The sequence below is a fragment of the Mycolicibacterium doricum genome (assembly GCF_010728155.1).
Lineage (GTDB): Bacteria > Actinomycetota > Actinomycetes > Mycobacteriales > Mycobacteriaceae > Mycobacterium > Mycobacterium doricum.
The window spans coordinates 3,159,520-3,179,618 of the sequence record NZ_AP022605.1 but is presented as its reverse complement, the minus strand read 5'-3'; the positions used below and the strand labels follow the sequence as shown (position 1 = coordinate 3,179,618).

General features: G+C 69.0%; 17 protein-coding genes. 11 read left to right on the top strand and 6 right to left on the bottom strand.

What is annotated here, in order from left to right; translation table 11 throughout:
- Nucleotides 1-19 precede the first annotated feature (19 nt).
- Together G6N07_RS15475 and G6N07_RS15470 are read right to left on the bottom strand one after the other, a co-directional pair.
- Entirely contained in the window at nt 20-1,555 is a 1,536-nt protein-coding gene (locus G6N07_RS15475) for a phytoene desaturase family protein (RefSeq protein WP_244949072.1), read from the bottom strand.
- 14 nt (nt 1,556-1,569) lie between these two features.
- Nucleotides 1,570-1,818, bottom strand: coding sequence for a DUF2630 family protein (locus G6N07_RS15470; protein ID WP_085192604.1), 249 nt, complete (start codon nt 1,816-1,818; stop codon nt 1,570-1,572).
- 36 nt (nt 1,819-1,854) lie between these two features.
- Between G6N07_RS15470 and G6N07_RS15465 the strand changes: the two genes are divergently transcribed.
- The gene (locus G6N07_RS15465; RefSeq protein WP_085192605.1) at nt 1,855-2,223 is read left to right on the top strand and encodes an FKBP-type peptidyl-prolyl cis-trans isomerase; all 369 of its coding nucleotides are present in this window, start codon (nt 1,855-1,857) and stop codon (nt 2,221-2,223) included.
- Between the two features lie 75 nt (nt 2,224-2,298).
- On the opposite strand, the gene G6N07_RS15460 is transcribed toward G6N07_RS15465, so the two are convergent.
- Genes G6N07_RS15460 through G6N07_RS15450 form a run of 3 tightly spaced genes read right to left on the bottom strand, consistent with a single transcriptional unit; the run spans nt 2,299 to nt 5,149 of the window.
- Nucleotides 2,299-3,645, bottom strand: coding sequence for a sensor histidine kinase (locus tag G6N07_RS15460; RefSeq protein WP_085192606.1), 1,347 nt, complete (start codon nt 3,643-3,645; stop codon nt 2,299-2,301).
- Between the two features lie 14 nt (nt 3,646-3,659).
- Nucleotides 3,660-4,370, bottom strand: a complete 711-nt coding sequence (prrA, locus tag G6N07_RS15455; RefSeq protein ID WP_197913042.1) for a two-component system response regulator PrrA — start codon at nt 4,368-4,370, stop codon at nt 3,660-3,662.
- A 17-nt stretch (nt 4,371-4,387) separates the two neighbouring features.
- A complete protein-coding gene (locus tag G6N07_RS15450) occupies nt 4,388-5,149 on the bottom strand; it encodes a potassium channel family protein (RefSeq protein WP_085192608.1) in 762 nt (253 codons plus the stop codon).
- Nucleotides 5,150-5,244: 95 nt separating this feature from the next.
- Between G6N07_RS15450 and G6N07_RS15445 the strand changes: the two genes are divergently transcribed.
- The 5 genes from G6N07_RS15445 (at nt 5,245) to G6N07_RS15425 (ending at nt 11,570) form a co-directional block, all read left to right on the top strand.
- Complete coding sequence (locus tag G6N07_RS15445; RefSeq protein WP_085192609.1) at nt 5,245-7,176, top strand: ABC transporter ATP-binding protein; 1,932 nt, start codon at nt 5,245-5,247, stop codon at nt 7,174-7,176.
- A gap of 52 nt (nt 7,177-7,228) precedes the next feature.
- Nucleotides 7,229-9,181 (top strand): ABC transporter ATP-binding protein, encoded by a 1,953-nt coding sequence (locus G6N07_RS15440; protein WP_404822140.1) that lies wholly within the window; start codon nt 7,229-7,231, stop codon nt 9,179-9,181.
- Nucleotides 9,178-11,001, top strand: coding sequence for an ABC transporter ATP-binding protein (locus G6N07_RS15435; protein ID WP_085192611.1), 1,824 nt, complete (start codon nt 9,178-9,180; stop codon nt 10,999-11,001). The genes G6N07_RS15440 and G6N07_RS15435 overlap by 4 nt, the downstream gene beginning before the upstream one ends.
- Before the next feature lie 108 nt (nt 11,002-11,109).
- Complete coding sequence (locus G6N07_RS15430; protein WP_085192625.1) at nt 11,110-11,322, top strand: DUF3072 domain-containing protein; 213 nt, start codon at nt 11,110-11,112, stop codon at nt 11,320-11,322.
- Nucleotides 11,322-11,570: a hypothetical protein gene (locus tag G6N07_RS15425; RefSeq protein WP_085192612.1), complete on the top strand. Its 249-nt coding sequence runs from the start codon at nt 11,322-11,324 to the stop codon at nt 11,568-11,570. The genes G6N07_RS15430 and G6N07_RS15425 overlap by 1 nt, the downstream gene beginning before the upstream one ends.
- Before the next feature lies 1 nt (nt 11,571).
- Here G6N07_RS15425 and G6N07_RS15420 read toward each other — a convergent pair whose 3' ends face one another.
- On the bottom strand, nt 11,572-13,044 hold the full coding sequence (locus tag G6N07_RS15420) for a carboxyl transferase domain-containing protein (protein WP_085192613.1): 1,473 nt from the start codon (nt 13,042-13,044) through the stop codon (nt 11,572-11,574).
- A gap of 152 nt (nt 13,045-13,196) precedes the next feature.
- On the opposite strand from G6N07_RS15420, the gene G6N07_RS15415 reads away from it, so the two are divergent.
- From G6N07_RS15415 to G6N07_RS15395, 5 genes are read left to right on the top strand one after another with little or no spacing between them, the layout of a single operon-like run.
- Nucleotides 13,197-14,366: a glycosyltransferase family 4 protein gene (locus G6N07_RS15415; protein ID WP_085192614.1), complete on the top strand. Its 1,170-nt coding sequence runs from the start codon at nt 13,197-13,199 to the stop codon at nt 14,364-14,366.
- Nucleotides 14,363-16,483 carry an amylo-alpha-1,6-glucosidase gene (locus G6N07_RS15410; RefSeq protein WP_085192615.1) on the top strand — a complete coding sequence of 707 codons (2,121 nt, stop codon included), beginning with the start codon at nt 14,363-14,365 and terminating at the stop codon, nt 16,481-16,483. The genes G6N07_RS15415 and G6N07_RS15410 overlap by 4 nt, the downstream gene beginning before the upstream one ends.
- A gap of 36 nt (nt 16,484-16,519) precedes the next feature.
- Nucleotides 16,520-17,254 carry an enoyl-CoA hydratase gene (locus tag G6N07_RS15405; RefSeq protein ID WP_085192616.1) on the top strand — a complete coding sequence of 245 codons (735 nt, stop codon included), beginning with the start codon at nt 16,520-16,522 and terminating at the stop codon, nt 17,252-17,254.
- Nucleotide 17,255: 1 nt separating this feature from the next.
- Entirely contained in the window at nt 17,256-18,374 is a 1,119-nt protein-coding gene (locus G6N07_RS15400; protein ID WP_085192617.1) for an MBL fold metallo-hydrolase, read from the top strand.
- Nucleotides 18,375-18,383: 9 nt separating this feature from the next.
- Nucleotides 18,384-19,985, top strand: a complete 1,602-nt coding sequence (locus G6N07_RS15395; protein WP_085192618.1) for a serine hydrolase — start codon at nt 18,384-18,386, stop codon at nt 19,983-19,985.
- Nucleotides 19,986-20,099: the final 114 nt, after the last annotated feature.

Here is a 20,099-nt window from a genome sequence, read left to right as displayed (position 1 = left end):
GGCGTTGCCGCAGGCCAACCTACGCTGAGCTGTCCAGCACAGCCATTGCCGCATTGTGGCCACCGATCCCCGACACCCCGCCTCCCCGACGGGAACCTGAGCCGCACAGCATTATTCGCGGGTGACGGGTGGCAACGCCCCAGCGCTGGGCCGCGGTGTCCAGCGGTTCGTCGGCCTCGGCGAACGGCCACTGCAGGCCGCCGTGGAAGATGTTTCCCCCGGTCATGTTCAGACTGTGTTCCAGGTCGGTGGTGGTCTTCGTCTCGATGCACAACCGACCCGCCGCATCCTCCATGACCACATCCTGAATCGGTTCGGCGAGAACTGAATTCAGTGATGTGAGCGCGGCGGAGGTCAGCGTGTTGCGGATCCGCTCGTCGTCGCCGTCGGCCGGTAGCGAATGCGGGGTGTGCAGCCCGAACACGGTGAGGGTCTGGGCGCCCACGGCACGCAGCTCATCGGAGAGGATGGTCGGGTCGGTCAGCGAGTGGCAGTAGATCTCACAGGGCAGTGGCTGCGGGACCTCACCGTCCGCCGCACGGTCGTGGGCCGCGTCGAGCTGGCGCAGCGTCTCGTTGACGTGGAACGTCCCGCCGAACGCCTGCTCGGCCGTCACCGTGGTATCGCGCAGTTTCGGCAACCGCCGCAGCATGAGGTTCACCTTCACCTGACAGCCGGGCATCGACGACGGCGCCGGCTCGTCCAGCAGGCCGGCCAGCACGGCGGGGGTGACGTTGGCCAACACGAAGCGGGCGCCCACCCGGTGTTCCCGTCCGTTCGCCCGGTAGGTCAGCTCACCGTCGGGCGTGACGGTGGTGACCTCGGCGCCCGTGGTGATCTCCGCGCCGAAGCCGGCAGCCGCCGCGGCCAGCGCACCGCTCACGGCGCCCATTCCGCCAACCGGCACGTCCCAGCCGCCCGTGCCGCCGCCGAGCAGGTGGTAGAGGAAGCAGACGTTCTGCACCAGCGACGGATCGTCGGTACGGGCTAAGGTCCCGATCAGCGCGTCGGTGGCCATCACCCCCCGCACCAGATCGCTGCGTGCGGCCGCGGTGATCGCGTGCCCGATGGGCGCCTCGGTGACCGCCTGCCACGTGTCCGCGTCGCCTCCGGCCAACACATGGCGACGCACCTGCTCGCGCGTCATCAGCGGTGTGGTCAGTGTCGGCCACACCCGTTCGGTCACGGTGCGGAAGCGGCGGTAGAAGTCGGTGAAACCGGCCTCGTCGCCGGCGGCGCCGATGGCGTTGAACGTGCTGGTCGGCCCGATCAGCAGGCCGGTGTGCCCGCCGGTGGCCGGGTCGGGCGTGTACGAAGAGTAACGACGTTTGACCAGACGGATCCGCGCGCCGAGGTCGTCCAGGATGCGCCTGGGGAGCAGGCTCACCAGGTACGAGTAGCGCGACAGGCGGGCGTCCACGCCGTCGAACGCATGCGCCGACACCGCGGCACCACCGACATGGTCTAGCCGTTCGAGCACCTGGACCCGACGGCCCGTCCGCGCCAGATAGGCGGCGGCGACCAACCCGTTGTGGCCGCCACCGACGATCAACACGTCGTAGGTGGCGCTCAGTTCAAGTAGCCCTCGACCTCGTCGGCCGGACGTACCTCCGCCTCCCGTGGGTCCTTACCGCTGTCACGTAGCGCGCGCCGCTGGCGCAGCAGATCCCAGCACTGATCGAGCTGGATCTCCACCGCACGCAATCGCTGATGTTCTTCGCTCTCGTCGATCTCCCGTTCCTGCAGGGCCTCGCGGAGCTGCTGTTCCTCGGCGACGAGCTTGTTCACCTGAGCCAGGATGTCTTGGTCTGATGCCACGGCTCCAGTCTGCCCGACTACCGTGGGGATGTGACTGTGAACCCAGGGCAGAAACCCGAGATCGACTTTCCGGACGGCCCGGCCCCGGCCGAGTTGGTCATCGAGGACCTGGTCATCGGTGCGGGCGCCGAGGCCGTACCCGGTGCCAACGTCGAAGTGCACTACGTCGGCGTGGAGTACGACACGGGCGAGGAGTTCGACAGCTCGTGGAACCGCGGCCAGTCGATCGAGTTCCCGCTGCAGGGGCTGATCCAGGGTTGGCAGGACGGCATCCCGGGAATGCGCGTCGGCGGCCGTCGCAAGCTGACGATTCCGCCCGCCCAGGCCTACGGCCGCGCCGACGGCGGTCACCGGCTTTCCGGCAAGACGCTGATCTTTGTCATCGACCTGCTGGCCACCCGCTAGCTAAGCCCCGACAGTCGTGAGCTCATGAGCAAGGAATCGCGAAACCTTCGCCCACCAGCTCACTTTCGAGCCGGGTCAGCCACCCGGCCCGGGTAGGCGCAGCAGCAGCCGCGCCCCGCCCAGCGGGCTGGACTCCAGTGTGGCGGTGCCGCCGTGCAGCTCGGCCTGCTGTGCAACCAGCGCCAGCCCCAGCCCGGAGCCGGAGTGCGACGCCGTCGACCCGCGGGAGAACCGCTCGAACACCCGGGTCCGTTCCTCCTCTGGGACGCCGACACCGTCGTCGTCGATCGCGATCTCCACCCCCGCGCGGGAACTGACCGCCGACAGTTGCACCCGGTTCGCGCCGCCGTGTTTGACGGCGTTGGCGATCGCGTTGTCGACGGCCAGCCGCAGCCCTGCGGGAAGTCCGACGATGATCACCGTCGGCGCGGGAACCAGCGTCACCTCCAGGTCCGGATACACGCGCATCGCGTCGTGGGCGGCCCGGTCGAGCAGTTCGGTGATGTCGACGGGCACGTGGTCATCGGAGGTCGACAGTTCACCCTGGGCGAGGCGTTCCAGCGCGGACAGCGTCGCCTCTATGCGCGACTGCGTCCGAATCACGTCGTTGACCACCTCTTTACGCTGGTCGTCGGCGAGGTCAAGGGTGGCGAGCACCTCGAGGTTGGTCCGCATCGCGGTCAGCGGCGTGCGCAGTTCGTGGGCCGAGACCGAGGCGAAATCGCGGGCTGACGCGAGCGCGGCCTTGGTCCGGTCCTGTTCGGACCAGATCCGTTCGAGCATGCCCTTGACGGCCTCGGCGATCTCGACGGCTTCGGATGCGCCGCGCACCTCGACGTCGGGCGCTTCGTCGCCCGCGTCGATCTGACGGGTCTGTTCGGCGAGGCGTTTGAGCGGGCGCACCGCGAACGCGGCCAGCAGCCAGCCCAGCAGGGTGGCCGCCCCGACGGCCAACGCGCAGATGATGATCACCCGCCGGTGCAGGTTGTTGGTGTCGGCGATGGTGGCGTCGTAGGTGGCGCCTACTGCCACCGTCATCGGCTCGGGGTAGCGGATGTCGACCGTGCGCACCCGGTAGCGGACTCCCTCGACGTAGGTGTCGGCGTAGCCGGCGGGCGCCTCGGGCAGCACGACCTCGGAATTGGAGGTGACCTCGCCGTCCGGTCTGCGCACCGTGATCACGACGTCCTGGTTGTTCGGCGACTTCGGGATGGTGTCGAGGCCGCGAGGTAGGAACGGGATCGCGAAACCGGCCGCCTCGTCGAGCCGGCGGTCCAGCCGCTCCTTGCGGTCGTTGGTGATGCCGACCCACACCACGGTCCCGACGATGATCACGACGATCGCCGCACCGATCGCCGTCGCGAACGCCACCCTGGTCCGCAGTGACGGGGTGCGGCGGAAGATCCGGGACAGCAGACTCACTATTGCTGTCCTACCTATTGCGTCCGGAGCACGAACCCCACACCGCGCACGGTGTGGAGCAGCCGGGGTGCACCGCCGGCCTCGAGCTTGCGGCGCAGGTATCCGATGAACACGTCGACGACGTTGGTGTCGGCCGCGAAGTCGTATCCCCACACCAGTTCGAGCAACTGGGCGCGGGAGAGCACGGCGGTCTTGTGCTCGGCGAGCACCGCCAGCAGGTCGAATTCGCGTTTGGTCAGGTCGACGTCGACGCCGTTGACGCGGGCACGCCGCCCCGGGATGTCGACCTCGAGCGGGCCGACCTGAATGGTCTCCGACGAGAACGTCGCCGACGAACCACGCCGGCGCAGCAGCGCCTTGACCCGCGCCACCAGTTCGGCCAGGACGAAGGGTTTGACGAGGTAGTCGTCGGCGCCGGCCTCCAGACCGGCCACCCGGTCGTCGACACTGCTGCGCGCGCTGAGCACGCAGACGGGCACGTCGTTGTCCATGGCGCGCAGCGCCGTCACCACGCTGACGCCGTCGAGCACCGGCATGTTGATGTCGAGGACGATCGCATCCGGGCGCGTCTCGGTGGCGCTGCGCAGCGCCTCGGCGCCGTCGACAGCGGTGGAGACGTTGAATCCGGACAGCCGTAACCCGCGCTCCAACGACGCCAGCACGTCAGGATCGTCGTCGACGACCAGTACCCGGGGTGACCCCACACCACTGTCCATGGGAGCAATCTTGCCTGAAACAGAGGTCAGGCTGGGGGAGGCTGCCCGCCGGATCGCCGTCCCTCCTCACGCAACTGTGCGACCTCCCCGCGCAACTCCGTGATCTCGTCGAGCAGCCTGCCGATGTGCGCGGTGGTCACCGTGCGCCCTGCGTCGTCCTCGTCTGCCACCCGCTGCACGATCCACGACGCCAGCGTCGCGGTGATCGACCCGACGAGGCTGATTCCGCCGATCATCAGCAACACTGCGATGACCCGCCCGGTTGTGGTGACCGGGGTAAGGTCGCCGTAGCCCACGGTGGTGATCGTGGTGATCGACCACCACACGGCCTGACCGAAGTGGGTGATGTGGGCGCCGGGTTGTCCGCGCTCGCTCTCGAGCACCGCCAGCGACGCGACGAACACCAGCAGCACCGCACCGGCGACGGTGTACATGACCACCCGGCCGCGGATGGCGTTGCCGACCGCGCGCTGCATCACGGTGATGAGCGTGACCAGCCTCAGCAGCCGCAGCGGACGGAGCAGCGGCAGGATCACGACGGCCAGATCGAAGAGGTGCCGGTAGAACCATCGCCACCGGTCTCGCGCCAGTCCCAGCCGCACGAGGTAGTCGCCCACGAACAGCGACCACGACACCGCGGTCACCGCGCGTGTGACGTCCGCGCCCGCGCCGTGCGGCCGGACCAGCACGTCGACGGCATAGGCGGCCAGGAAGAGCAGGGCGACGCCCGCCAACGGCCACTCCGTTCGACGCTCCCACTTCTCAATCCTGTTCTGCGGAGTTGTCACGGTTGGGGTGCTTACCCGCGCCCGGGCTCGCTGAACCGGCGCAGTCGGCCGGGAACAATTGACCTCACCTTTTGTTGAGGTTCTACGGTGGATCAATGAGTATCGAAATGGTCGCCCGGCAGACCCTCTACCGCCAGGCGCACGCCCGCGGCGGGGATCTGCGCTCGCTGGCCGACCGTGCGCTGCTGCGCCGCATCTGGCGCTTCGCCGACCGCCACCACCGCAGGCTAGCCGCCTTCGTGGCGGTCAGCGTGGTCAGCGCGACGCTGGCGGTGGCCACCCCGGTGCTGGCCGGCCGCGTGGTCGACGCGATCACCCGCGGGGGCGCACCGTCAGTGGTGGTCGGGTTGGCGCTCGTCATCGCCGCCGCCGCGCTCGCGGAGGCAGCCGTGTCGCTGCTGACGCGCTGGCTGTCGTCGACCATCGGCGAGGGCCTCATCTTGGATCTGCGCACCGCCGTGTTCGCCCACGTCCAGAAGATGCCGGTGGCGTTCTTCATGCGCACCCGCACGGGGGCGCTGGTCAGCCGCCTGGGTAACGACGTGCTGGGCGCGCAACGTGCGTTCTCCGACACGCTGTCCGGTGTCGTCGCCAACCTGGTCACGCTGATGCTCACCCTGGGGGTGATGCTCGCGATCTCATGGCAGATCACCGTCGTCGCACTCGTGCTGGTGCCGGTTTTCGTGCTGCCCACCCGCCGCATCGGCGCCAGGATGGCGCATCTGTCGCGCGAGCGCGCCATCCACAACGCGACGATGAATAACCAGATGACTGAACGCTTTTCGGCGCCGGGCGCCACGCTGGTGAAGCTGTTCGGACGCCCCACCGCCGAAGCCCACGAATTCGCCGTGCGCGCCGGACGGGTCCACGACATCGGGGTGCGCTCGGCGATGCTGCAGTCGACGTTCATGAACTCGCTTACCCTGATGTCGGCGCTCGCGCTGGCGCTGGTGTACGGGCTGGGCGGGGTGATCGCGCTCGGCGGGCATCTGCAGGCCGGAGAGATCGTGTCGCTCGCGCTGCTGTTGACCCGTCTCTACGCGCCGCTGACCGCGCTGGCCAATGCGCGGGTCGAGATCGCCAGCGCGCTGGTGTCGTTCGAGCGCGTCTTCGAGGTGCTCGACCTGGAGCCGATCATCCGGGAGAAGCCCGACGCGGTTGCGGTGCCCGACGGCCCGGTGCGTGTGGAGTTCGATCATGTGCGGTTCTCGTATCCGACGGCGGACAAGGTCTCGCTGGCCTCGCTCGAGGAGGTGGCGGTGCTCGACGATCGCGACGACGGCGAGGTGCTGCACGGAATCGACTTCACCGCGGAGCCGGGCCAGTTGGTCGCGCTCGTCGGCTCCTCGGGGGCAGGCAAGTCGACGATCGCGGCCCTGTTGGCCCGCCTCTACGACGTCGACTCCGGCGCCGTGCGGCTGGCCGGTGTCGACGTGCGCGACCTGACCTTCGCATCGCTGCGCGACACCGTCGGCATGGTGACCCAGGACGGCCATCTATTCCACGACTCCATCCGGTCCAACCTGCTCCTCGCCGCGCCGGACGCGGGACCCGATGGCGCCGCCTCGGCGGCGCCGACTGACGACCAGCTGTGGGAGGTGCTGCACCGGGCCAGCCTCGCCGACGTCGTCGCCGCGATGCCCGACGGGCTCGACACGGTGGTCGGTGAGCGTGGATACCGTCTGTCCGGCGGGCAACGGCAACGGCTGACCATCGCCCGCCTGTTGCTGGGGAGGTCACGGGTGGTCGTGCTGGACGAGGCGACGGCGGCACTGGACTCGTCGTCGGAGGCCGCGGTCCAGCAGGCGCTCGGTGAAGCGCTGGCCGGGCGGACGTCGCTGGTCATCGCGCACCGCTTGTCGACGGTGCGGGCCGCCGACATGATTCTGGTGGTCGAGGACGGCCGGATCGTCGAACGCGGCACCCATCGTCAGCTCATCGGCCGAGGCGGCCGGTACGCCGAGTTGTACGAGACCCAGTTCGGTCCGCAGGAGTCCGGTCCGCAGGAGTCCGAGGCGGTTGCGTGACGCTTTCCGCCGTGACGTTATCGGCTTGCCGCCGATGGGAAGATGGACTTTAGTGTCCCATCCCGACTCTCGCGCCCTCGTTTCGGCGCCCGCGATCGCTGCTCGGCGCCTGCGGCCGAGGGCCAGCTCCGACCTGTGGCGGCTCCTGCCGTACCTGATGCCCTACCGGGCGCGCTGGATCGCGATGTTCGTCGTCGCGATCGCCAGCCTCGGCGCGACGATTTCGATTCCGCTGATGACCAGGGCCGTCATCGACGGGCCGGTGCGCAACCAGGACCAGCAGGGCCTCTGGGTGCTGGGCGCCGCCGCGATGGGCGTCGGCATCACCGAGGCCGTGCTGTGGTTCATCCGCCGGTGGCTGGTCTCGCGGGCCACCATGGGCGTCGAGGCCGACATCCGCAAGGACCTCTACGCCCGGCTGCAGATCCTGCCGATGAGTTTCCACGGCCGCTGGCAGTCCGGACAGCTGCTGTCGCGGGTGATGAACGACCTGTCCACGATCCGGCGGTTCCTGTCGTTCGGGTTGGTGTTCCTGGTCCTCAACTGCCTGCAGATCGTCGTCGTCACCGCAATCCTGCTGTCGATGTACTGGCCGCTGGGCGTGGTCGTGTTGGTGTCGATCGTGCCGATCACGTTGACGGTCCTGCACTTCCAGCGCGAGTACACTCGGCTCTCCCGGCTGGCGCAGGACCAGTCCGGCCACGTCGCCACCCACGTCGAGGAGTCGGCGCTGGGGCTGCGGGTGGTGAAGTCGTTCGGCCGGGAGGACTACGTCTACCACCGATTCGACCGGCAGCTGACCGATCTCTACGACACCCAGGTCGGTCGGGTGTCGGTGTCCGCGAAGTTCTGGACGCTGCTCGAGGTCATCCCGAACCTGGCGCTGATCGTCGTGCTCGGGTTCGGCGCGTACGCCGCCGGCCACGGCTACGTCACCCTCGGCACTCTGGTCGCGTTCATCACGATGATGCTGTCGTTGGTGTGGCCGATCGCCTCGCTCGGCTTCCTGCTGTCGATGATGCAGGAGTCCTACACCGCGGCCAACCGCATCGCCGAAATCTTCGACGCGCCAAGGGAGATCACCGACGGCCCGTGCAACGAGACCCCGCGCGGCGGCCGTCTGGAACTCGTCGACGTCGGGTTCAAGTTCCCCGACAGCGACAGGGTGGCGCCGCCCGCCGAGCCGGACAACTGGGCACTGCGCCACGTCACCTTCACCGTCGAACCGGGGGAGACGCTGGCGCTGGTCGGGTCGACGGGCTCGGGCAAGTCGGTACTGGCGTCGCTGCTGTCGCGGCTCTACGACGTGACCGAGGGGTCGATCCGCGTCGACGGCGTCGACATCCGGGAACTGTCGCTGCCCGCGCTGCGCCAGGCGGTCGCGACGGCGTTCGAGGACCCGACGCTCTTCTCGATGTCGGTCGCGGAGAATCTACGATTGGGCCGCCCCGACGCGACCGACGCCCAGATCGCGGAAGCCATCGAGGTGGCCGCCGCGGAGTTCGTCTACGACCTGCCGTTCGGGCTCGACACCCGCATCGGCGAACAGGGGATGAGCCTGTCCGGCGGCCAGCGGCAACGTCTATCGCTGGCCCGCGCGATACTGGCCGCCCCCCGGATCCTCGTCCTCGACGACACGCTGTCCGCACTCGACGTGCACACCGAGGCCGTCGTCGAGGAGGCGCTGCGCCGGGTGCTGCACGCCGTCACCGGCATCGTCGTCGCGCACCGGGCGTCGACGGTGCTGCTCGCCGACAAGGTGGCGTTGCTCGAGCACGGGACGGTCACCCACGTCGGCACGCATGCCCAACTTCTCGCCGACGTGCCGCAGTACCGCTACCTGCTGGCCGCCGACGACGAACTCGACGACGGCGCCGAGCGCATCGCCACCTGGGAGGACGACGACGCACGCGAGCGCATCGAACACTCCTACACCGAACAGGAGGCGACCGAAGCGGCGAGCGCCGATCCGCGGTTCGTGACCTCGGAGGCCGAACGCCGATGACCGTCACCGACTGGCGCGGACGCGTCGAAGAGAACACCGGCGACGACCTCCCGATCGACGAGAGCGTGCCTCGCCGCCGCGAGGCGCGGGCGCTGCTGGGGAACCTGCTCAAGCCGTACCAGGCCCCGCTGATCCTGCTCGCACTCGTCGTGGTCGTGGAGAACGCGGCACGGCTGTCGGTGCCCCTGCTGGTACAGCGTGGGATAGACCACGGCATCCCACCGCTGCTGGAAGGCGGGTCGGCGCGCGAACTCATGCTGATCGTCGGCGCGCTGTGCGCGGTGGTGCTCGTGCAGGCCGGCGGACGGATGTTCTTTCTGCGGCGTTCCGGCAAGATCGGCCAGAAGGTGCTGCTGGAGTTGCGCCGCAGGGTGTTTCGGCATTTCCAGCGCCTCGACATCGCCTTCCACGACCGGTACACGTCCGGCCGGGTGGTGAGCCGGTCGACCAACGACGTCGAAGCCATCCAGGACATGCTGGAAACGGGCTTCGACAGCCTGATCACGGCGGTGCTCACGCTGGTCGGCACGTCGGTGCTGCTGGTGACGCTCGACGCGAAGCTGGGGCTGATGTGCCTTGCCGCGTTCCCGGTCCTGGTGGCGCTGGTGTGGTGGTTCCGCAACGAGTCGGCCAAGACGTACCGCAAGGTGCGTGAGAGCGCCGCATTGGTGATCGTCCAGTTCGTCGAGACGATGACGGGCATCAAAGCCGTCCAGGCCTACCGCCGCGAACCACGCAACCAGCAGATTTTCGAGGACATCGCCGACGAGTACCGCGAGATCAACGAGCGGACGTTCCGGCTGCTCGCGGTGTTCATGCCGGGGGTGAAGCTGGTCGGCAATATCACCACCGGGGTGGTGCTGCTCTACGGCGGCTCCCGGGTGCTGCACGGCGAGATGACGATCGGGACGCTGACCGCGTTCCTGCTGTATCTGCGGATGTTCTTCGAACCGATGCAGGAGATCTCGCAGTTCTTCAACACCTTCCAGTCGGCGTCGTCGGCGTTGGAGAAACTGGCCGGTGTGCTCGCCGAGCAGCCGGGCATCGAAGACCCCGCCGACCCGGTGCGCCTGGACACCGTGCGCGGCGAGATCTCGATCGACCACGTGACGTTCGGCTACTCACCGGACCGGCCCGTGCTGCCGGGGCTGACCCTCACCGTGCCCGCGGGGCAGACCGTCGCGCTGGTCGGCACGACGGGTGCGGGCAAGACCACGATCGCCAAGTTGATCGCCCGGTTCTACGACCCGACATCTGGCTCGGTGGCCCTCGACGGCACAGATCTGCGTCGGCTGTCGCAGAGCGAACTGCGCAGGCACGTGGTGATGGTGACCCAGGAGAACTTCATGTTCGAGGGCACCATCGCCGACAACATCCGATTCGGCAATCCCGAAGCCACCGACGACGAGGTTCGCGCGGCGGCGGAGGCGGTCGGCGCTGACCGCTTCATCGACACGCTGCCCGCGAGGTACGACACCGACGTCGCCAAGCGTGGCGGCCGGCTCTCGGCAGGGCAGCGTCAGCTGGTCGCGTTCGCGCGGGCGTTCCTGGCCGATCCGGCGGTGCTCATTCTCGACGAGGCGACGTCGTCGCTCGACATCCCGAGCGAGCGGATGGTGCAGCGGGCATTGGAGACCGTGCTCAGTGACCGCACGGCGCTGGTGATCGCGCACCGGTTGTCGACCGTCGCGATCGCCGACCGGGTGCTGGTGCTCGAAGGTGGTCGCATAGTCGAAGACGGCGCGCCGGAGGAGTTGATCGGCCGCGACGACGGCCGCTACGCGGCGCTGCACCGGGCGTGGGAGCAGTCGCTGGCCTGAGGGCAGGCACGGAGAGGTACAGGCACGGAGAGGTAATGGTCGTCACCGGGTCGCACTTGTGTTCGGGTGACGCGCTTAATGGCGCCCGTGAGCGGGCATAGGACCGTCATGAGTGAGGACGCAGGCGTCGCGCCGCAGGAGAACCCGCAGAAGGATCAATCGCAGTGGGTCACCGGTGGCGAGCCGATGACCGGCCCGCAGCGCAGCTATCTCAACACCCTCGCCCAGGAGGCGGGGGAGGAGATCCCGGAGAACCTGACCAAGGCGCAGGCATCGGAGATGATAGACCGACTACAGCAGCAGACCGGACGGGGCAAGTGATGACAATCAGCGCAGAGGACGTACGCCAACTACTCGACACCGACGGGGAGGCGGTGCTGGTGCTGATCGAGGGCCGCACCGAGGTGGTGACGGACGGGCAGCTGGGCTCGGAGCGCTACCAGGGCGCGCTCGAGATCATCTCCCGCCACGAACTGCTCAAACGCACCGGCGGTGCGTCGCTGGACGACCGCGGCCTCGAGGAGCAGGCGGCCGCGCTGAACACCGCGGTCGACGAGCTCGGCGGCTGAGTCACGGCAACCCGATGCGCCGGTAGCGATCGAGCCGCCGCTGCAGCCGGGTCTCGGCAGGCACGTCGCGCAGCAGGTGTAGTTCCGCGGCGATGGTCGCCGACAACCGGTGGGTGAACTCCAGCGGCTCGTCGGCGGCATCCGGATGTTCGCCGACGACCGTGTCGACGATGCCGTTGCGTAGCAGATCCGCCGACCGGACACCCTGGGCTGCGGCGAGTTCCGCCGCATGGTCGAGGTCGCGGTAGACGATCGCGCTGGCACCCTCGGGCGGCAGCGGTGCCAACCAGCCGTGCTGTGCGGCCAGCACCCGGTCGGCGGGCACCATCGCCAGCGCGGGCCCACCGGAACCCTGTCCGATCAGCACCGACAGCGTGGGGGTGTCCAACGTGACGAGGTCGGCCAGGCAGCGCGCGATCTCCCCGGCTAGCCCGCCTTGTTCGGCTTCGACCGTCAACGCCGGTCCCGCGGTGTCGATGACCAGCACCAACGCCAGGTGCAGTCCGGCCGCCAAGGCCATCCCGCGGCGCGCCTCGCGCAGCGCCGCAGGCCCGACCATGCCGCCGATCACCCGCCGCTGGCCGAGGACGACCGCGGGCTGACCGCCGAACCGGGCCAGGGCGAGCAGCGTGGTCGCCGCCTCGCCGCGGCCGGTTCCCGACAGCAGCACACGATCGGTGGTGCCATGCCGTAAGAGGTGACCCACCCCCGGACGGTCCGGACGCCGCGATGCCTCGACCGACGTCCACGCCGGCACGTCGGCCGGCGGTTCGGCCGGGGGTGCCTCGGGCGGCGGCCCTGGGGCATCGGAGACGACGGTGAGCGCGCGGTTCAACGTCGCGCGCAGCATGTCCAGCGGCACCACTGCGTCGATCACTCCGTGCCGGTGCAAGTTCTCCGCGGTCTGGATGCCCGACGGAAAAGGTTCGCCGTACAGGTGCTCGTAGACGCGTGGACCGAGGAACCCGATCAGCGCGCCGGGTTCGGCGGCGGTGACGTGGCCGAGGGAACCCCAGGACGCGAATACCCCGCCGGTCGTAGGGTGGCGCAGATAGACCAGGTATGGCAGGTGTGCCTGTTTGTGCAGCTGAACCGCGGCGGTGATCTTGACCATCTGCAGGAACGCGACCGTGCCCTCCTGCATCCGGGTGCCGCCCGACGACGGCGACGCCACCAGTGGGAGCCGTTCGGCGGTGGCGCGCTGCACCGCGGCGGTGATGCGTTCGGCGGCGGCCACTCCGATCGAGCCGGCGAGGAAGTCGAATTCACCCGCGACCACGGCGACCCGGCGGCCGAAGACCAGGCCCTCACCGGTCAGCACTGCTTCGTCGAGCCCGGTGGCCTCCGCCGCAGCAACCAGTTCGGCGCGGTAGGAGTCGCTGGTGGCCACCGCCAGCGGTGGGGCGTCCCAGCTGCGGAACGACCCCTCGTCCAGGACGGCGTCACGCAACTGCAGGGCACCGATCCGGCTCACGGCGCAAGGCTATCCGGCTGCTGGCGCGCAACTGTGGCGAAGTGGCGTCCGGCTCGCCATAATTGGCACTCAACAGATGAGAGTGCTAGTTCAGGTGAAGTCGACAGAAAGGAACCCCGTTGAGCAGCAGCGCTTTTGTCTCCTCATCCGACATGGTCTCCTCGTCCGACATGGTCTCGGCGTCCGACACCGTCTCGCGCCCTTTGCGTGTCGTGCTGGTCGCACCGCCCTACTTCGACGTCCCGCCCAAGGGGTATGGCGGCACCGAGGCGGTGGTGGCCGACCTGGCCGATGCGCTGGTCGCCCGCGGCCATCACGTCACCCTGCTCGGGGCCGGCACGCCCGGTACGGCCGCCGAGTTCGTACCAGTGTGGGAAACGACACTTCCGGACCGTCTCGGCCAGCCCTACCCGGAAGTGATGCACACGTTGAAGGTTCGCCGGGCCGTCGCCGACATCGTGGAGCGCGTCGGCGCCGACATCGTGCACGACCACACCTTCGCCGGTCCGCTCAACGCGCAGGCCTACCGCGCGCTCGGCTTGCCGACCGTCGTGACCGTGCACGGGCCGATCGACGCCGACCTCGAACCGTACTACCGCGAACTCGGCGACGATGCCGGGCTGATCGCTATCAGCGATCGGCAACGTGAGCTCGCTCCAGATCTCAATTGGGTTGGTCGAGTGCACAATTCGGTGCGCACCGAGGACTGGCCATTCGCCGCCGACAAGAAGGGCTACGCACTGTTCCTGGGACGGTACGCCCCCTACAAGGGCGCCCACCTCGCGCTGGAGGCGGCTCACCGGGCCGGGATCCCGCTCGTGCTGGCGGGCAAGTGCGACGAACCGGGCGAGAAGGCGTATTTCGACCAGTGCGTCAGGCCGTTGCTCACCGAGAACGACCACGTCTTCGGTCCCGCTGATGCCGCTGCCAAGCGGGAGTTGTTGTCCGGCGCGCGCTGTGTGCTTTTCCCGGTGCAGTGGGAGGAACCGTTCGGCATGGTGATGATCGAATCGATGGCCTGCGGCACCCCGGTGGTGGCACTGCGCAGGGGAGCGGTGCCGGAAGTGATCGTCGACGGGGTGACCGGCATCATCTGCGACGACCCAGCTGAGTTGCCCGACGCCATCGCTGCAGCCGCTGCACTCGAACCCGCCGCATGCCGGCGGCACGTTGCCGCGAATTTCAGCGTCAGCCAGTTCGGGTCCGGTTATGAGCGGATCTATCGGCGCATGGTCGACCGGCGCCCCACGCCAGGCAACGGGGTCACGCCGCGTCGGGTAGTAGGGGACCAGCATCGCTGCGACGAACGGGCCAGCGCATGACCACCGCGCTCAACACCGGCGAGTCGGCGAGCATCGGCCCCGGTGGTGACACGGTCACGTTGGTCGAAGGCGGCACGTTCTGTCTGTCGGACCGGCGGGGAGACATTCGCGAAGGCGGATCGCACGGGCTGTTCTTCAGGGACGCCCGTGTGTTGTCCCGCCTGGAGTTACGGGTGGACGGACGGCCGCCCGAACCGCTGGCGGTTCACACACCCGAGGCGTTCGCCGGACAGTTCGTCATGCGTCGCGGGCCGCGACCGGGGTTGGCCGACAGCACGCTGCTGGTGGTCCGTGAACGTCTCATCGCCGACGGCATGCGGGAGACGGTTTCGCTGCACAACCTCGACGACGAGGCGACCGTGGTGTCGATCGAACTGCTCGCCGATGCGGACTTCTCGGACTTGTTCTCCGTCAAGGAAGGCCGCGCGGCGACGAGTGGCGCGGAGATGTCCGTTGTCGATGACGAGTTGGTGCTGCACGACCGAACCGACATGGTGCGCGGTGTGCGGGTGACCGCATCGAGCGGCCCGGTGGTGGCGCCGGGCGTTTTGAGCTGGCGGGTGGTTGTGCCGCCCCGGCAACGCCGGGAGCTCGAGGTGGTGGCGCAGCCGACATGGGCGCACCAGAGCGTGGCGAGCCGCTTCCGCAGGGGTGAAGAGCTCGAGGACAGCGCGCCTGCCCGCAAGATCGAGGCCTGGCGGGACACCACGACGACGGTCGAAACCGCTCATCCGATCCTCATGCAGGCGTTGAACCGCACCGAAAGCGACTTGGGAGCGCTGCTGATCGACGACGAGGCCGGAGGCCGACCGTTCGTGGCGGCCGGCGCGCCCTGGTACATGACGCTGTTCGGCCGAGACAGCCTGCTGACCGCATGGATGGCGCTGCCGCTGGACGTCGGGTTGTCGGTGGGCACTCTGCAGCAACTCGCCGAGACGCAGGGTCGCCGGGTCGACCCGATCACCGAGGAACAGCCGGGCCGGATCATGCACGAGATCCGTCGTGGTCCGGCCAGCGCGGACGCCCTCGGCGGCAATGTCTACTACGGCTCCGTGGACGCGACCCTGCTTTTCGTGATGCTGCTGGCCGAGGCGTGGCGCTGGGGTGCCGACGAGGCGGCCGTTCATGCCCTGCTGCCCGCCGCTGACGCCGCGCTGGAGTGGGCCGAACACTACGGCGACGGTGACGGGGACGGCTTCGTCGAGTACCGGCGCGCCACCGACCGCGGGCTGATCAACCAGGGCTGGAAGGACAGTTTCGACGGCATCAACGACGCGGCGGGCCGAGTCGCCGACGCGCCGGTCGCCCTGTGTGAAGTCCAGGCGTACCACTATGCGGCGTTGCTGGGCCGTGCGGAGCTGGCCGAAGAATTCGACGACCCTGCCGCCGCGGCACGCTCACGCGCCAGGGCGGAGCGCCTGCGGCAGCGGTTCGTCGACGCGTTCTGGCTTCCCGAGCAGGGCTGGTACGCCGTCGCGCTGGACAACCGTAAGCACCCTGTCGACGCCCTGACCAGCAACGTCGGCCACTGTCTGTGGACCGGTATTGCGCCCGACGAGCACGCCGAACGCCTCGTCGAGGCGCTGGCGAGCGACGACATGGATTCGGGTTTCGGCCTGCGGACCCTGGCCACCACCATGGGCGCCTACAACCCGATGAGCTACCACAACGGGTCTGTCTGGCCGCATGACACGGCGATCGCGATCGCGGGGTTGATGAGGTACGCCCACGTCCGCGGCGCCGTAACGCTCGCGGAGCGACTCGCCACCGGGCTGCTGGACGCTGCCGGCGCGTTCGGCGGCCGGCTGCCGGAGTTGTACTGCGGGTTCGCTCGTGCGCAGTTCGCCTCGCCCGTGCCGTATCCGACGTCCTGCTCACCGCAGGCGTGGGCCAGCGCGGCGCCGCTCCTTTTGGTGCGGTCGTTCCTCGGTCTGCAGCCGCATGTGCCGCAGCGACGACTGGTCGTGAGTCCTCGCCTGCCTCGGGACTGGGGCCATGTGGCCCTGACCGACCTTCGTCTGGGTGACGTCAGGGTGCAGGTGCGGGCAGAAGGAGACGTGGTCAAGGTGCAAGGGCTCGGCGAACCGTGGCAGGTGGTGACGCCGGACGCGAAATGACGGTGGCTATCGTGTGACGGTAGATACAGTGGCGGCATGATCGGTGTCACCCGCGACGGCCAGGTGCTGACCCTCGAGATGCAGCGGCCAGAGCGCCGCAACGCACTCAACAGCGAGCTGGTCGACGGTCTGCGTGAAGCAATCGAGAAGGCTGCGACCGAGGACGTCCGTGCCATCGTCCTGACGGGGCAGGGCCATGTGTTCAGCTCGGGCGCGGACCTGTCCGGCGGCCAGGGCATCGCCGAAGAGTTGCCCGACAAGGCGAGGGCGCTGAACTTCGCCATCGACCGGGCGCCGCTCCCGGTGATCGCCGCGATCAACGGCCCGGCGATCGGCGCGGGCGTCATCCTGTCGATGATCTGCGACCTCCGGGTCGTGGCGCCCGACGCCTACTTCCAATTCCCAGTCGCGAAATACGGTATCGCTCTTGATAACTGGAGCATCCGGCGGCTGACGTCGCTGGTCGGGGCCGGGCGGGCGCGGGGCATGCTGCTGGCGGCCGAGCGGCTCACGGCCGACCTCGCGCTGCAGACCGGGATGGCCAACCGGTCCGGCACGCTCGCCGACGCGCAGGCGTGGGCTCAAGAGATCGCCGGATTCGCGCCGCTGGCGCTGCAGCACGCCAAGCGGGTGCTCAACGACGACGGCGCCTACCAGGATCCCTGGCCGGCGCACCAGGAACTGTTCGACAAGGCATGGGCCAGCCAGGACATCATCGAGGCTCAGGTCGCGCGCATCGAGAAGCGGCCACCGAGGTTCCAGGGAGCCTGACATGTTGGGTGCGGCGCTGCGGTTCGGCTTCGGTACGGCCTCCGTGCTGGCCGGCGGCTGGGTGCTGCGGGCGCTGCAGGGCACGCCCGCCGCGCTGGGCGCAACGCCCGCCGAGATCTACCCGGTCGCCAAACGCTCCGCTAACTACCGCGGCGCGGCGTTCGTGAACCTCGAACCGGCCGCCACCATAAGCTTGGGCGCCGAACAACGCCGGCTCCTCACTCGTGAACTGCTCACCGGACGCGACAGCGGCAGGCCCGGTGGGCCGATCCCGGTCGTGACACCGGCGGCTCCTGACGCGGAGGCGTCGGGTCTGGCGGTCTACTGGCACGGGCACTCGACGACACTTGTCGAGGTCGACGGCTACCGCGTGCTCACCGACCCGATCTGGAGCAGGCGCTGCTCTCCGTCGCGCACCGTCGGTCCACACCGCCTCCACGAGCCGCCGGTCTCCTTGGAACAACTGCCCGCCGTGGACGCCGTGCTGGTGAGCCACGACCACTACGACCACCTCGACGTCGACACGATCCTCGGGCTGGCGCGCAGTCAACGCGCGCCGTTCGTCGTACCGCTCGGGGTGGGTGCGCACCTGCGCAAGTGGGGGATATCCGAGGGCCGGATCGTCGAACTCGACTGGAACGAGAGTCACCGCATCGGCGAACTGACGCTGGTGTGCACCCCGGCCCGGCACTTCTCCGGTCGGCTGTTCAGCCGCAACACCACGCTGTGGGCGTCGTGGGTGATCGCCGGTCCGAAGCACCGCACGTTCTTCGGCGGGGACACCGGTTACACCGCCAGCTTCAGCGGGATCGGTTCGCAATATGGACCGTTCGACTTGACGCTGTTACCCGTCGGCGCCTACCACCCGGCCTGGCCCGGCATCCACATGAACCCCGAGGAAGCCGTCCGCGCGCACCAGGACATGACGGATGCGGGCGGTGGCGTGCTGCTGCCCATCCACTGGGGCACCTTCCGGCTGGCGCCGCACCCCTGGGCCGAACCCGTCGAGCGGTTGCTGTCGACGGCCGGTCCGGCTGGCGTCAGTGTCGTGGTGCCCAGACCGGGGCAGCGCGTCGAGCGTGGCGCGTCACCGCCGATAGACCGGTGGTGGCAGCTCTGAGCGGCTAGCGTGCAGGCTGTGAAGCGCCGACTTCTGCCGTTCGTCGCCCTCGCCGCGACGCTTACCCTGGTCGCGGGATGCGACTCGGCGTCGACGGAGGAGCCGCAGTCGGCGCAGCCGCCACCGGCCACGCCGCAGTCCGACGTGCCACCGCCACTCGTACCCGCCATGCCGCTGCCGGACGGCGCCGTGGACAAGGCGGTCGCGCAACTCGACGGGATGGCCGAGGACATGCTGGCCAAGACGGGGATCCCCGGAATGGCCGTGGCCGTTGTCCACGGCGGAACGACCTTGTACGCCAAGGGATTCGGTGTCACCGACGTAAATACCGGCGCAAAAGTGGACCCGGATACGGTGTTCCAGATCGCGTCGCTGTCCAAGCCGCTGGGCGCTACGGTCGTCGCGCGTCAAGTCAGCGAGGGAGCTATCGGCTGGGACACCCCGATCGTGTCGAAACTGCCCTGGTTTGCACTGTCGGACCCCACGTTGACCCAGATGGTCACCGTCGGAGACATGTACTCGCACCGCTCCGGGCTGCCCGATCATGCCGGCGATTTGCTCGAAGACGTCGGCTACGATCGCCGCGCCATCCTCGAGCGGTTGCGCGAGCTTCCGCTGGCGCCGTTTCGCGACTCCTACGCCTACACCAACTTCGGGGTCACCTCCGCCGCGGAGGCGGTCGCCACCAGTGCTGGCACACCGTGGGAGACGTTGGCCGAGGAGGTGCTGTACCGGCCGCTGGGGATGAGGTCGACGAGTTCGCGTTTCGCCGACTACGAGAAGCGCGCCGACCGCGCGGTCGGCCACATCCACGTCGACGGCCGCTACGAGCCGCGCTACGTCCGCAACCCCGACCCGCAGAGCCCCGCAGGCGGGGTGAGCTCGTCGGTCAACGACCTCGCCAAGTGGCTGGCCATGGTGCTCGCGGACGGTAAAGCCGGCGGTCAGCAGCTCGTCGAGCCCGATGCGCTGCTGCCCGCCGTCACACCGCAGAGCGTCTCGAGCCCGGCCAGCGAACCGGCGATGCGCACCGGCTTCTACGGATTCGGCTTCAACGTCGGCACCACGTCGGCCGCGCGCGTCGAATTCAGCCATTCGGGCGCCTTCGAGCTCGGGGCGGGGTCCAACGCGCTGTTCCTGCCGTCCGCGGACGTGGCGATCGTCGCGCTGACCAATGCCACCCCGGCGGGCGTCCCCGAAGCGCTGACCGCGCAGTTCGCCGACCTCGTGCAGTTCGGAGAGGTGCGTCAGGACTGGTTCGGCCTCTACAACAAGGTGTTCGCCGACATGGAGAAGCCGGTCGGGTCGCTCGTCGGTCAGGAGGCGCCCGCCGATCCCGTTCCGCCGGCACCGCTTCCGTCCTACGCAGGCACCTACAACAACGGCTTCTGGGGCCCCGCGGAGGTCACCGAGGCGGGCGGCACGCTCGGTCTGCGGGTGGGGCCGCGCGGTGAGGTCTGGCCGCTGACGCATTGGGACGGCAACGTGTTCACATTCAGCTTCGTCACCGAGAACTCCCCGCCGGGGTCGGTCTCCAAGGCGACCTTCGACGGGAACCGGCTGACGCTGGAGTACTTCGACCAGGAACGCAACGGGGTCTTCGCGCGATGAGCGCTTGCGCGAAGAGCCGAGTGCCGCGATGAGCGCTTGCGCGAAGAGCCGAGTGCCGCGATGAGCGCTTGCGCGAAGAGCCGAGTGCCGCGATGAGCGCTTGCGCGAAGAGCC